Below are 13,314 nucleotides of genomic sequence, written 5' to 3' on the forward strand. Positions count from 1 at the left end.
TTGCCGCACCGAACGCATGGGGGCCGAGGAGTGGAAATGGAGTTCGGGCGACATGGTCAACATGACGGCGCTCATCTCTTCCGTTTCGCGCGGTCTGCCGATGAATGTCGCTGTCGATGGTCCCGCCGCCCCGTTCTGGGAGCAGGGCAAGGAGATGTACTATACCCGCTTCGGTCAGCTGGAACTCAGCTGCGCCAATTGTCATGAGGACAATTACGGCAATATGATCCGGGCCGATCATCTGTCGCAGGGCCAGATCAACGGCTTTCCGGCCTACCGGTTGAAGAACGCCAAGCTGAATTCGATCCATAACCGCTTCAAGGGCTGCATCCGCGACACCCGCGCCGAGACCTTCAGCGAAGGCTCACCGGAATTCATCGCGCTTGAGCTTTACGTCGCCTCGCGCGGCAACGGACTGTCGGTCGAAGGGCCGTCGGTGCGGAACTGATATCGGGGCCGGGCGGTCTGTTGCCCGGCCTGTTCGTTCGTCCATTTTGAAATGAAGGCAGGGGCCGGGCGTGCGTGTTGCGCGGGCGGTCGGGTTTTGCCGAACGACAAGGAAAGACAGGCGATGATTTCCCGGCGGGATTTTTTGCAGGCAACGGTGGCGGCCTCGGCGCTTTGGGGCGCGTCGGGCGTGGGCAATTGGGGGCGGCTGGCCGCACAGCAGGCGTTGACGCAGGACAAGCTCCTGGAGTTTGACGATTACGGCAATGTCACCCTGATCCACATCACCGACATCCACGCGCAGATGAAGCCGGTCTGGTTCCGCGAACCCGAGATCAACCTTGGCGTGGGCGAGGTCAACGGGTTGCCGCCACATGTCACGGGCGCTGATTTCCTGAAGCTTTTCAATATCGAAACTGGCTCGCCTCATGCCTATGCGCTGACCTATGAGGATTTCGTGGCACTCGCCAAGGGCTATGGCCGGATGGGCGGTCTCGACCGCTGCGCGACGGTGATCAAGGCGATCCGCGCGGCGCGGCCCGATGCGCTTCTCCTCGACGGCGGCGATACCTGGCAGGGGTCGCTGACGGCGGAGCGCACGAAGGGCCAGGACATGGTCAATGTGATGAATGCGCTGAAGCCCGATGCGATGACCTCGCATTGGGAATTCACTTTGGGCATCGACCGGGTGACCGAGATTGTCGAGGGGCTCGCTTTCCCCTTCCTTGGCGCCAATATCTTCGACGCCGAATGGGACGAACCGGCCTATGAGCCCTACAAGATGTTCGAGGTCGGCGGCGCGCAGGTGGCCGTCATCGGACAGGCCTTCCCGTACCTCCCCATCGCCAACCCGAAATGGATGTTCCCGAACCTGTCGTTCGGCGTGCGCGAGGAGCGTATGGCCGAGGTCGTGCAGGAGGTGCGGGACGCGGGCGCGGATCTGGTCGTGGTGCTTTCCCACAACGGTTTTGATGTCGACCGCAAGATGGCCGGAAATGTGCCGGGGATCGACGTGATCCTGACCGGCCATACCCATGATGCGCTGCCCGAACCGGTCATGGTCGGCCAGACATTGCTGATCGCCTCCGGCTCCAACGGCAAGTTCATCAGCCGCGTCGATCTCGACGTCCAGAACGGCCAGATGCTGGGCTTCCGTCACAAGCTGATCCCGATTTTCGCCGATGTCATTGAACCGGATGCCGAGGTGGCCGCCCTGATCGACGCGGAACGCGCGCCCTTCAAGGCGGAACTGGAAGAGGTGATCGGCACGACCGACAGCCTTCTTTACCGGCGCGGCAATTTCAACGGCACCTGGGATGATCTGATCTGCAACGCGCTGATCGACGAACATCAGGCCGATATCGCGCTCAGCCCCGGTTTCCGCTGGGGGCCGAGCCTTCTGCCCGGCGACAGCATCACCCGCGAGGATCTGCACAACGCGACCGCCATGTCCTATCCGGCGGCCTATCGCAGCGAGATGACCGGCGAGACGCTGCACACGATCCTCGAGGATGTGGCCGACAACCTTTTCAACCCCGACCCCTATTACCAGCAGGGCGGCGACATGGTGCGCGTGGGGGGCATGGGCTACCACATCGATGTCTCGAAACCACAAGGCAGCCGCATCACCAATATGACGATGCTGAAGACCGGCGAGGCGGTCGATTCCGCGAAAACCTACGTGGTCGCGGGCTGGGCCAGCGTCAACGAGGGCACCGAAGGCCCGGCGATCTGGGACCTTGTCGAAGGCTGGATCCGGAAACAGGGGGCCGTGACCATCGACCCCAACAGCTCGGTTCAGGTGACCGGGGCGTGAGATGACGAAGAAGACCAGGAAGGAGGTTTCAATGTCTGAGACCGAAAAGAAGGGCCCGAGCCGCCGGGCCGTGCTGGGCGCGGGCCTTGCGACCGGCGCACTGGCCGCCGGGATGGGGCGGGCCGAAGGGGCCGATCCCCTGATCACCGAGGTGCAGGACTGGGCCTCGTCCTTCGGCGATCCGGTGGATGCCGCGCCCTATGGCACGCCGATCCGCTTTGAAAGTCACGTGGTGCGGCGCAATGTCGAATGGCTGACCGAAAGCCCGGTCTCGTCGATCAACTTCACGCCGATCCACGCTCTGGAAGGCACGATTACCCCGCAGGGCTGCGCGTTCGAGCGGCATCATTCGGGCGCGATCGAACTCAGCAAGTCGGACTACCGGCTGATGATCTCGGGCCTTGTCGAGCGGCCGCTGGTCTTCACCTACGAAGACCTGATGCGCTTCCCCCGCACGGTCACGACCGCCTTTTGCGAATGCGCGGCGAATGGTGGCATGGAATGGGGCGGCGCGCAGTTGGAGGGCTGCCAATTCACCCAAGGCATGATCCACAACATGGAATATACCGGCGTGCCCCTGCGCCTGTTGCTTGAGGAAGCGGGGGTCAGGCCCGAGGGCAAATGGGTCTATGCCGAGGGCGCCGATGCCTCTTCGAACGGCCGCTCGATGCCCTTGGAAAAGGCGATGGACGACGTGCTGGTCGCCTTCTTTGCCAATGGCGAGGCCCTGCGCAAGGAGAATGGCTATCCGGTCCGCCTCGTCGTGCCCGGCTTTGAGGGCAACATGTGGGTCAAATGGCTACGCCGGATCGGGGTCTATGATCAGGCTGTCGAGGGCCGGGAAGAGACCTCGAAATATACTGATCTGATGACGGACGGGTCGGCGCGGAAATGGACCTGGGTTATGGATGCGAAATCGGTCATCACCTCGCCCAGCCCGCAGGCCCCCATTCGTCACGGCAAGGGGCCCTTGGTGATCACCGGTCTTGCATGGTCGGGTCACGGGCGGGTCGACCGCGTGGACGTGTCGATAGATGGCGGCAGGAACTGGCGGACCGCGCGTCTGTCGGGTGATGTGAAACCGAAGGCGCTGACGCGCTTCCATCTGGATATCGACTGGGACGGGTCGGAGATGCTGCTGCAATCCCGCGCGATGGATGAGACCGGTTATGTCCAGCCAACCAAGGATCAGTTGCGCGAGATCCGCGGGCTCAACAATGTCTATCACAACAATTCCATCCAGACTTGGTGGGTCCGCGCCGATGGGGAGGTCGAGAATGTCGAAATCGCTTAAACTCCTCGTCTGCTCCGTCGCCCTCACGGCCGCGACCCCGGTTCTGGCGGAAAAGACCGGCCTCGGCCGTCCGGCGCTGCCGGAGGAAGTGGCGGCATGGGACGTGGCCGTCCTGCCGGACGGGACTGGCCTGCCGGAAGGTTCGGGCGATGTCTTTACCGGCGATGAGGTCTTTGCCGAAAAATGCGCCTCCTGCCATGGTGACTTCGCCGAGGGCATAGACAATTGGCCGGTTCTGGCGGGCGGGCAGGGTAGCCTGACCAACCGCCGCCCGGTTAAGACGATCGGATCCTACTGGCCCTATCTTTCGACCGTCTGGGATTACATCCACCGCTCGATGCCGTTTGGTGCGGCCCAAACCGTGACGGCGGATGAAACCTATGCAATCACGGCTTTCCTTCTCTATTCCAACGGGTTGGTGGAGGAGGATTTTGTCCTTTCGAAAGAAAATTTCGCCGAGGTCGCGCTGCCGAATGAAGGCGGCTTCCGGCCCGATGACCGGGCCGAGGCGGAATATCCGCTCTTCACCGGCGAGCCCTGCATGGCAGACTGCTCGGGAGAGGTGAAGGTCACCAAACGCGCCGTCACTCTGAACGTGACGCCGATGGACCCCGACGGCAAACCTGCCGGAACCTTGCCACTTCTGACGCTTGCAGCAGCGGCTGGCACGGAAGCCCCGGCGGAAGAGATGGCGCCCGAGGCCGCCCCGGCAGAAGAAACACCCGCCACGGAAACCGCTGCCATCGATCCGGCGCTGGTCGCGGCGGGCGAGAAGGTCTTCAAGAAGTGCAAGGCCTGCCACAAGGTCGGCGACGGTGCCAAGAACGCTGTGGGCCCGATGCTGAACGGCATCGTCGGCAAGGCCGCCGGTGCTTCGGACGGGTTCAAATATTCCAAACCCATGGCTGCCGCCGCGGAGGGAGGGCTGGTCTGGAACCATGAGACGTTGGCCGAGTTCCTTGCCAGTCCGAAAACCTATATGAAGGGGACGAAGATGTCCTTTGCGGGCCTGAAGAAAGCCGAGGAGATCGACGCCGTGATCGCCTATCTGACTACGTTCGGCGGATAGATGGCAGGGCGGGGGGACATTCACCTCGCCCTCGGCCTCATGCTGTTCTTGGCATGGGGCGTTGCCCCCCTGAACGCTGCCGAAATCGGCAATGCGGAATCAGGAGCCGTAATCTGGAGCGAATGCTCTGGCTGTCATCAGATCGGACCCGAGGCGAAAGATGCGATCGGGCCGAAACTGAACGGCATTTTCGGGCGAAAGGCCGCGAGTATCGAGGCGTTTCCTTATTCCCGCAGCCTGGAGCGTGCCGGGCGTGACGGGCTGATCTGGACGCTGGAGACGCTGGACGCCTATATCGAAAATCCGCGCACCTTTGCCTCCGGCACCCGCATGTCATACCGTGGGCTGAAGGATGCAGGCCAGCGCGCCGACCTTCTGGCCTTCCTGCGCGACTTTTCCGACAAGCCGCGTGACATCCCCGAGGCCGAACCGACCGCGCGCCGCACCCTGCCGGAACTGCCGCCGGAAGTGCTGGCGCTGAAGGGCGATCCCGAATTCGGGGAATACCTCGCAGCCGAATGCCAGACCTGCCATCAGGCCAGCGGCGCGGATGCGGGCATCCCCTCAATCACGCTTTGGCCCGAGGAAGATTTCGTACTGGCCATGCATGCTTACAAGCAGAAGTTAAGGCCGCATCCGGTCATGCAGATGATGGCTGGGCGGCTGACGGAGGAAGAGATCGCAGCACTTGCCGCCTATTTCGGTACACTGGAGGAATAAAAAGGGAGGAAGACATGATTTTGAACAGACGCGGATTCATCGGAACACTTGCCGCCTCGGGGGCGGTGCTTGCGGCCCCGGCGGTGCTCGGCCAGACCAAGCCCCGTGTGGTGGTCATCGGCGGCGGCGCGGGCGGGGCGACCTGCGCGCGCTACATCGCCAAGGACGGCGATGGCGCTCTCGACGTGACGCTCGTCGAACCGGCCGAGGTCTATTACACCTGCTTCTTCTCCAACCTCTATATCGGCGGCTTTCGCGACTATGACAGCCTCGCCCATCGTTATGACAAGCTGACCGGCGAATACGGCATCACCCATGCCCGCGACATGGCCGCAGGTGTCGACCGGGGTGCGATGACGGTGACATTGGCCGGGGGCGAGGTTCTGTCCTATGACCGGCTGGTGATCGCGCCCGGCATCGATTTTGTCGACGGCTCGGTCCCCGGCTGGGATCTTTCGAAGGCCGAGATCATGCCCCATGCCTACAAGGCAGGTCCCCAGACGCAGCTTTTGAAGCAACAGATAGAGGGGATGCCGGAAGGCGGCACCTATTGCATGGTCGCCCCGCCCAACCCCTATCGTTGCCCGCCGGGACCCTATGAGCGGATCAGCATGGTCGCCCATGTGCTGAAGGAACGGAACCCGACCGCGAAGATCCTGATCGTTGATCCGAAGGAGAAATTCTCCAAACAGGGCCTCTTCGAGGAAGGCTGGGGCAAGCACTATTCCGGCATGATCACGCGGATCGGCCCTGATTTCGGCGGCGACAATGTCGAGGTGCGGCCCGACACGATGGAGGTGGTGATCGACGGCGCAGTCGAAAAGGTCGATGTCTGCAATGTCATCCCGGCGCAGAAGGCGGGCGAGATCGCGGCCGCCGCCGGTGTGACCGACGACAAGGGCTGGGCGCCTGTGAACCCGCATTCGATGGCAACCCGCGCCGATCCGAATGTCTATGTGATGGGCGATGCCTCATCCCAGGGCGACATGCCGAAATCGGGCTTTTCAGCCAATAGCCAGGCCAAGGTTGCGGCGATGAGTATCCGGTCGGAACTGACGGGATCAAAGGCCTTCCCGGCCAAGTATTCCAACACCTGCTGGTCGCTGATTGATACCGATGACGGGGTCAAGGTCGGTGCCTCATATGAGGCGACGGATGAAAAGATCGCGAGCGTCGACAGCTTCGTCAGCCAGACGGGTGAGGATGCCGATTTGCGCAAGGCAACCTATGAGGAAAGCCTTGGCTGGTATGCCGGGATCACCGCCGACATCTTTGGCTGACGGGGGCTGAACGACAGGAAACGCGCGAGGATCAGAAGGAGAGACGACATGTGGACCACACTACGACCACTGACCCTTTTCCTTGCGCTGACCGCCCCGGTGGCCGCGTCCGAAGAGGAGGCCACGACATATCCCTTCGACGGGTCGTTCGAGGATGCGACCTTTGCGGTTGAAAATGCGATCATCGGCCAGGGGCTGGTGATCGACTATGTCAGCCATGTGGGTGAAATGCTGAACCGCACCGGCGCTGATGTCGGCAGCGACGTGACGATCTTTGACGCGGCGGATGTTTTCCTGTTCTGCTCGGCGGTCCTGTCGCGCAAGGTGATGGAGGTCGATCCGATGAACATCGCCCATTGCCCCTATGGCATCTTCGTCATCGACCGCGAAGGGACGGTCCAGATCGGCTATCGCCATCTGCCCGACGGGCCGATGGATGAGGTCGAGGCGCTCTTGGACACCATCGCGCGCGAAGCGGCGGGCGGGTAGGCCGACACCCGTAGGGCGACACGTCAGGCATACTGTGCCCATCGTCATTGACGGTCGCATCCGGGCACTCCATTAAACATGCCTGTACGGCCGGGATCACCGGGCAGCGGGGCAAGGCAATGGCTGAGGATACGGAAGAGATCGGCTGGATCGGTGTCGATTGGGGCTCTACCCATATGCGGGCCTTTGTGATCGGCCCGGGCGGCGCGGTTCTAGCCGAGCTGAACGCGGCGGGTGGCGCGGGGCTGTCGCCGGAGGATTTCGAACCGGCGCTCCTGTCGCTGATTGGCCCGTACCTGACGGCAGGGCGGGTCGTGCCGGTCATCGCCTGCGGCATGGTCGGCAGCCGCGAAGGCTGGCATGAGGTCGCCTATCGCAGCGTTCCCTGCGAGCCGGTCGCGACGGGCGCGCTGGTTCCCGTGCCAGTCAGAGACCCGAGGATCACCGTCCATATCGTGCCCGGCCTCAGCCAGTCGGACCCTGCCGATGTTCTGCGTGGCGAGGAAACCCAGATCGCCGGTTTTCTGGCGCTCAATCCCGGCTGGGACGGCGTCATCTGTCTGCCCGGCACCCATACCAAATGGGCCCATCTCAGCGCGGGCGAGGTAGTGTCGTTCCAAAGCTTCATGACCGGTGAGATATTTGCGCTTTTGTCGCAACGCTCTGTGCTGCGCCACTCTCTGGTCGAGGGGGGCTGGGACGATGCCGCCTTTGCCGAAGCGGTGGAGGAGGCGATGACCCGGCCCGAACGGCTGGCATCCCGGCTCTACCGGATCAGAACCGAGGATCTGTTGCGCGGTGCCGATCCCGCCGCCGCGCGGGCGCGGCTTTCGGGCTTTCTGATCGGGGCGGAACTGGCCGCTGCCCGGCCTTACTGGCTGGGACAGCAGGTCGCGATCATCGGCGCGCCGGGTCTCTCATCGGCCTATGAAGGGGCGCTGAAGGCACAGGGGGTGTCGCCCGAACTGATGGCGGGCAATGCCGCAGCCCTGGCGGGCCTTGCCCGCCTTGCTGCCGGTCTGGACGGAGTGAAGATACCATGAGCCGCAACATCATCGCCATCCTGCGCGGGATCACAGCGGATGAGGTCGAAGAGGTCACTGCCACCCTGATCGATGCCGGGATCACCGCGATCGAAGTGCCGTTGAATTCGCCAGATGCGCTGACCAGCATCGGCAGGATCGCGCAGCGCTTCGGCGACGCCGCCCTGATCGGTGCAGGCACGGTTCTGACTGTGGAAGAGGTCGCGGCCGTGGCCGGGGCAGGCGGACGGTTGATCGTGTCGCCCAATTGCGATCCGGACGTGATCGCGGCGACCAGGGCCAGGGGGTTGCAAAGCTGGCCCGGCGTTCTGACGCCGACCGAATGCTTTGCGGCCCTGAAGGCCGGGGCTGACGGGCTGAAATTGTTCCCGGCCTTCCATATGGGGTCTGCCGGTCTGAAAGCCATGCGCGCGGTGCTGCCGACCGATGTGCCTGTCTATGCCGTTGGCGGTGTCGGTCCTGCGGATTTCGCTGAATGGCGGGCGGCGGGTGCGGATGGCTTCGGGCTGGGCACCTCTCTCTACCGTCCGGGGGACCGGGTGGCGGATGTGGCCGCGAAAGCGCAAGGTGTCGTGGCCGCCTGGGATGCGATGTTCTGAGCCGCGCGGAAATGCGGTGACGCTGGACGCCGCCTGAATTGCCTTGCCAAAAGAAAGAGGCGCCGGGTTGCCCCGGCGCCATCTGCCTTTGCGGTTGGACCCGGCCTATTCGGCCGCAGCCACCGAGGCTGCATGCTTGTCGCGCAGACCGTCGCGGTAAAGCGCCTTGATCAGCGAGACACACATCAGCCCCATGACTATGGTGAAGGGCAGGGCACCGATGATCATCGCACTTTTCAGCGCTTCCATCGGGTCCGATCCACCATTGGTCTTGCCTGCGACCAGAAGCGTGCCGATCACCAGCGTCAGGATGATGCCCCAGATGATCTTGTGCTTGTTGTCGGTTTCCTGATCGCCGCCCGACATGATCGTGTTCATCACGAGGATGCCACTATCCGCCGAGGTGACGAGGAAGGTCATGATCAGGACCACGCACATCACGGTGATTGCTGCCAGGAACCCGCCCGAGATCATCTCGCCCAGGGTCACGAACAGTTTCGCGGTGTTGGACGCCGCGATGATGGAGCCTTCGGCACCGCCGGTCAGTTCCAGATCGATCGCAGTGCCGCCGAGGATGGTCATCCAGGCAAAGCACACCATCGCCGGGGCAAAGACGCAGCCGACGATGAATTCACGCACCGTCCGACCCTTGGAGATGCGCGCCAGGAACAGGCCCACGAAGGGCGAGAACGCGATCCACCAGGCCCAGTAGAAGGTTGTCCAACCGGCCTGCCAGCCGAACAGGCGGCCTTCGGTGCCTGCGGCATAGGCGGCCTGCTGGATTTCCGGCGACAGCGCTGCGGCCTCGCCTTCAAGTCCGCCCTGGAACGCCTCGAACGATCCCCATGCGTTGGTCGCACCCGAATAAAGGCTGTCGGCCAGCGGGGCTGCCTCGGCCGGAAGGGCGGCTGCGAAATCGGCCTCGGACAGCGGCAGATGCGGGCCGAAGCTGAGTTGGGTGAAGTTGAGGATGTAATCGACGAACGCCGTCCCATAGGTCGTCATCGCGAAGGCGAATGAGCCGAAGATGACAAAGACCATCAGAAGGATGAGCGACAGGACGAGGTTGAGGTTCGAGAGGTATTTGACCCCGCGTCCGACGCCCGAAACCGCCGAAATGATCGACATTCCCATGATTGCGATGAGACCGGCGATCAGACCAACCGTGCCCGGGGCAGGTGCCTCGCCCGTCATATCCATCATCCATTCCGCACCGGTGATGGCATACATGCCGTCAATGAACTGGCTGACGCCGAAGCCGATCGTGACAGACACGCCGAGGATCGTCGCCACAACGCCGAGGATATCGACCACATGGCCGAAGGGGCCGTTGACATATTTGCCGAACAAGGGCGTCAGCGCCGACCGGATCGTCAGCGGCATGTTCCGCGTATAGGCGTAATAGGCAAGGCTGAGGCCGGTCACGACATAGATCGCCCATGCGTGGAAGCCGTAATGCAGGAATGTATAGCGATAGCCTGATTGCAGCGATTCTGTGGTATTGCCCGCAATGCCGCCTTTCAGGATCTCGGGGTTCGAACCCCAGAGGCCCAGCGGCTCAGCCGTGGCGAACACCATCAGGCCAACACCAAGGCCGGCGCCGAACATCATTGAAAACCATGAGAAGTTCGAAAATTCCGGCGCTTCGCCGGGCGTGCCCATGATCCTTTTGCCGGTCTGCGGCAGGGCCGCGACGACAAAAAGGAAGAAGGCGAAAAAGCCGACGATGACGATGTAGAAGGCATTGAAATCCTCCAAGAGGCGCCAGTTCAGGCTGCCCAGAACGCCGTTTGCGTTAGCGGGCCAGACAAGGGCCCAGATCACAAGAAGTGCCATCGAGATTTTGGAGACGAGCGCGATTTCCATGCTGTGGCCTTCGTAAAAGCCTGATGACGCGCGTTTGATCTCGATCTCTGTGAATGGTGGTTTGATGCTCATGTTCTGTCCCTGTTCGTTGGGTTTTCAGACAGAAACGTCAGGTCCGTCCGCTGACCGCGGTTGCGGTCAGGACATCCCATCCCCCCCTGATGATTGAACCATGGCCGCTTAAGCCATGATGTGATGGACCATACGCGACGGTTTTGTGACCCAAAGGGACCGGTGTCGCGCGAAATGTCCCGGATTTTCCTTCCCTGTTTTGTCCTGTTCGCGCATCGGTTGCGCCAGCCCGCCCCGAAACCGGTTTTCCGATATCCCAGGGTCGATGACATGAGTGTAACCGCAAAACGCCCGATCCTCAAACCGGGGCATGTTCGGTTCCGTGGCGTCACCTCCGCCGGCCCGGACCGGGAGATGCGGCCCCTTGAAGCCGTCAGCCCTCGCGCATAGTGTCCGGCGCGTTGAACGGAGGGGCACATGGCCGGTAAACGCAGCATCTTTGAAGAGGTCGGCGAAGGCACCAAACCTGTCGGCACGCCGCAGGGCGGAATGATCGACAAGGGGCGCGGCGGCGCGCGCGGCGCGGTGCGTATCTGGCTCGCCGTGCTGTTCGTGATGGTCCTTGCCATGATCGCGGTCGGTGGGTTGACACGTCTGACCGATAGCGGCCTCTCGATCACCGAATGGCGGCCTGTGACCGGGGCCCTGCCGCCGATGAATGCGACCGACTGGCAGGCGGAATTCACCAAGTATCAGGCAAGTCCCGAGTTTCAGTTGCAGAACCACCAGATGGGGATCGACGAGTTCAAGACGATCTATTGGTGGGAATGGGGCCACAGGCAGCTTGGCCGGTTCGTCGGTCTGGTCTGGGCCCTTGGCTTTGTTTTCTTCTGGGCGACCAAGCGGATGCCCACAGGCTGGACCGGGCGGCTTTTGGGTCTTGGTGCCCTTGGCGGGCTGCAGGGGGCGATCGGCTGGTGGATGGTGTCCTCAGGCCTGACGGGCCGCATGGTCGATGTCGCCTCTTACCGCCTTGCGCTCCATCTTGGCCTCGCCTTCGCCATTCTCGGGCTGATCGCCTGGTACATGCTGTCGCTGTCGCGGCGTGAAACCGACCTGCTTCAGGCCCGCCGTTCGCGCGAGGCGAAGCTGTTTTCGATGTCGACCGGCCTCATGCATTTCGCGTTTCTCCAGATCCTGCTCGGAGCTTTGGTGGCCGGGATCGATGCGGGCCGCGCGTTCCCGACATGGCCCCTGATGGGCGAAAGCATTTTCCCCGCCGATGCCTTCTATCTGCCCGAGGGCGGGCCAGCGGTACTGGCCTTCTTTGAAAACCCCGGGCTGGTGCAGTTCATTCACCGGATGGCGGGCTATCTTCTGCTGGCTTTCGGCATTGTCGTCTGGCTGAGGGGACGCAAATCCGCCCATCCGGCAACACGCGGGGCGTTCATGTTCGTGCTCGTGGCCCTTGCCGCACAGGTTGTTCTTGGCATCGTCACGGTTGTTCATGCCGCTCCGCTGTCCCTTGGCCTGATCCACCAGCTTGGCGCGGTGGCGGTCTGGGTCGCGGTGATCCGCGCACGGCACCGGGCGCAGTATCCGATCACCGCCAGCATCCGGGGGACGAAATGACCGCGTTTGACAACCTCATGGCCTTTCAGCGCGAAACCGAGGCGCTGAGCCAGATCGCGGGCCGGTTGGGCTGGGATCAGGAAACCATGATGCCCGAGGGCGCCGCTGAACAGCGCGGTGAGGAGATGGCGGCCATCGAGGCCGTACTGCATGCCCGCTGCACCGATCCGCGCGTGGGTGACTGGCTGGCCGGGGCAGAGGCGACGGATGCTTCCGGCGCGCGGTCGCTGGAGTTGATCGGTCGGTCCTATCACCGCAACGCCGCCGTGCCCGGCAGGCTGGCGGCCGAGATCGCGCGGGTGACGAGCGTGGCGCAGGGCATCTGGGCCGAGGCGCGGGCGAAGAATGATGTCGCGCATTTCCTGCCGACCTTTGAAAGGGTCGTTGGGCTTATGCGCGAAAAGGGGCAGGCGCTGGCCGCGGCCGGATTTGGTGGCGGCGATGTTTATGATGCGCTTCTGGACGATTACGAACCCGGCGCCACCGCCGCGACGATCGGGGCGATGTTCGACCGGATGCGGCCGCGCCTTGTGGCGCTGCGCGAGGAGGTGCTGGGCGCCGGTTCGCAGCCTGCACCGATCACCGGCCATTTCGCCGAAGCGGGGCAACTGGCCTTGGCGCGCGAGCTGGCCACCGCCTTTGGCTATGACTGGACCCGGGGGCGGCTCGATCTGGCGGTGCATCCGTTTTCCTCGGGCTCCGGCAATGATGCGCGGATCACCACGCGGGTGGTGGAAAGCGATCCTTTCAACTGCCTCTATTCGACGGTGCACGAGGTTGGACATGCCTGCTACGAACTGGCCATCGACCCTGCCCATCTTTTCACGCCGCTTGGTGCGGGCGTGTCGATGGGCGTGCATGAAAGCCAGAGCCGGATCTATGAAAACCAGCTTGGCCGGTCGCGGGCCTTCACCGGCTGGCTGCATGGACGGATGCGCGGGGTCTTTGGCGATTTCGGCGTGGCTTCGGCAGAGGACTTCTACCGCTCGGTCAACCGGGTTCAGTCGGGCTATATCCGCACTGAGGCGGATGAGGTTCACTATAACC

Annotated in this window: 12 protein-coding genes; 11 read left to right on the forward strand and 1 reads right to left on the reverse strand. The window is 63.0% G+C overall.

Going from position 1 to position 13,314, the window contains the following annotated elements; all coding sequences use genetic code 11:
- The 9 genes from soxA to WBB85_RS15590 all read left to right on the forward strand — a co-directional run.
- Positions 1–448 (forward strand): sulfur oxidation c-type cytochrome SoxA (soxA, locus tag WBB85_RS15550; protein ID WP_432639512.1); only part of this gene is annotated, 448 nt, incomplete at its 5' end.
- A 123-nt stretch (positions 449–571) separates the two neighbouring features.
- Positions 572–2,263 (forward strand): thiosulfohydrolase SoxB, encoded by a 1,692-nt coding sequence (gene soxB / locus WBB85_RS15555; protein WP_432639513.1) that lies wholly within the window; start codon positions 572–574, stop codon positions 2,261–2,263.
- 31 nt (positions 2,264–2,294) lie between these two features.
- The gene (gene soxC, locus WBB85_RS15560; protein WP_432639514.1) at positions 2,295–3,557 is read left to right on the forward strand and encodes a sulfite dehydrogenase; all 1,263 of its coding nucleotides are present in this window, start codon (positions 2,295–2,297) and stop codon (positions 3,555–3,557) included.
- Positions 3,541–4,626: a c-type cytochrome gene (locus WBB85_RS15565; protein ID WP_432639515.1), complete on the forward strand. Its 1,086-nt coding sequence runs from the start codon at positions 3,541–3,543 to the stop codon at positions 4,624–4,626. The genes soxC and WBB85_RS15565 overlap by 17 nt, the downstream gene beginning before the upstream one ends.
- Positions 4,627–5,346, forward strand: coding sequence for a c-type cytochrome (locus tag WBB85_RS15570; RefSeq protein ID WP_432639516.1), 720 nt, complete (start codon positions 4,627–4,629; stop codon positions 5,344–5,346).
- A gap of 14 nt (positions 5,347–5,360) precedes the next feature.
- Positions 5,361–6,626 carry an FCSD flavin-binding domain-containing protein gene (locus WBB85_RS15575; RefSeq protein ID WP_432639517.1) on the forward strand — a complete coding sequence of 422 codons (1,266 nt, stop codon included), beginning with the start codon at positions 5,361–5,363 and terminating at the stop codon, positions 6,624–6,626.
- A 48-nt stretch (positions 6,627–6,674) separates the two neighbouring features.
- Positions 6,675–7,115 carry a DUF302 domain-containing protein gene (locus WBB85_RS15580; RefSeq protein WP_432639518.1) on the forward strand — a complete coding sequence of 147 codons (441 nt, stop codon included), beginning with the start codon at positions 6,675–6,677 and terminating at the stop codon, positions 7,113–7,115.
- A gap of 119 nt (positions 7,116–7,234) precedes the next feature.
- Positions 7,235–8,158 (forward strand): 2-dehydro-3-deoxygalactonokinase, encoded by a 924-nt coding sequence (locus WBB85_RS15585; protein ID WP_432639519.1) that lies wholly within the window; start codon positions 7,235–7,237, stop codon positions 8,156–8,158.
- Positions 8,155–8,757, forward strand: a complete 603-nt coding sequence (locus tag WBB85_RS15590) for a 2-dehydro-3-deoxy-6-phosphogalactonate aldolase (protein ID WP_432639520.1) — start codon at positions 8,155–8,157, stop codon at positions 8,755–8,757. Before WBB85_RS15585 ends, WBB85_RS15590 begins: the two co-directional genes overlap by 4 nt.
- Before the next feature lie 105 nt (positions 8,758–8,862).
- Here WBB85_RS15590 and WBB85_RS15595 read toward each other — a convergent pair whose 3' ends face one another.
- A complete protein-coding gene (locus WBB85_RS15595) occupies positions 8,863–10,695 on the reverse strand; it encodes a BCCT family transporter (RefSeq protein WP_432639521.1) in 1,833 nt (610 codons plus the stop codon).
- Positions 10,696–11,112: 417 nt separating this feature from the next.
- On the opposite strand from WBB85_RS15595, the gene ctaA reads away from it, so the two are divergent.
- Both ctaA and WBB85_RS15605 read left to right on the forward strand, forming a co-directional pair.
- Entirely contained in the window at positions 11,113–12,267 is a 1,155-nt protein-coding gene (gene ctaA / locus WBB85_RS15600; protein ID WP_432639522.1) for a heme A synthase, read from the forward strand.
- The coding region (locus tag WBB85_RS15605) for a carboxypeptidase M32 (RefSeq protein ID WP_432639523.1) at positions 12,264–13,314 on the forward strand (1,051 nt) is incomplete at its 3' end. The genes ctaA and WBB85_RS15605, both read left to right, overlap by 4 nt.

Source organism: Albidovulum sp., from assembly GCF_049646345.1.
GTDB lineage: Bacteria > Pseudomonadota > Alphaproteobacteria > Rhodobacterales > Rhodobacteraceae > Albidovulum.

Coding starts and splice junctions, on each gene's coding strand:
- soxB (WP_432639513.1), top strand. CDS start 572: ATGATTTCCCGGCGGGATTTTTTGCAGGCAACGGTGGCGGCCTCGGCG.
- soxC (WP_432639514.1), top strand. CDS start 2,295: ATGTCTGAGACCGAAAAGAAGGGCCCGAGCCGCCGGGCCGTGCTGGGC.
- WBB85_RS15565 (WP_432639515.1), top strand. CDS start 3,541: ATGTCGAAATCGCTTAAACTCCTCGTCTGCTCCGTCGCCCTCACGGCC.
- WBB85_RS15570 (WP_432639516.1), top strand. CDS start 4,627: ATGGCAGGGCGGGGGGACATTCACCTCGCCCTCGGCCTCATGCTGTTC.
- WBB85_RS15575 (WP_432639517.1), top strand. CDS start 5,361: ATGATTTTGAACAGACGCGGATTCATCGGAACACTTGCCGCCTCGGGG.
- WBB85_RS15580 (WP_432639518.1), top strand. CDS start 6,675: ATGTGGACCACACTACGACCACTGACCCTTTTCCTTGCGCTGACCGCC.
- WBB85_RS15585 (WP_432639519.1), top strand. CDS start 7,235: ATGGCTGAGGATACGGAAGAGATCGGCTGGATCGGTGTCGATTGGGGC.
- WBB85_RS15590 (WP_432639520.1), top strand. CDS start 8,155: ATGAGCCGCAACATCATCGCCATCCTGCGCGGGATCACAGCGGATGAG.
- WBB85_RS15595 (WP_432639521.1), bottom strand. CDS start 10,695: ATGAGCATCAAACCACCATTCACAGAGATCGAGATCAAACGCGCGTCA.
- ctaA (WP_432639522.1), top strand. CDS start 11,113: ATGGCCGGTAAACGCAGCATCTTTGAAGAGGTCGGCGAAGGCACCAAA.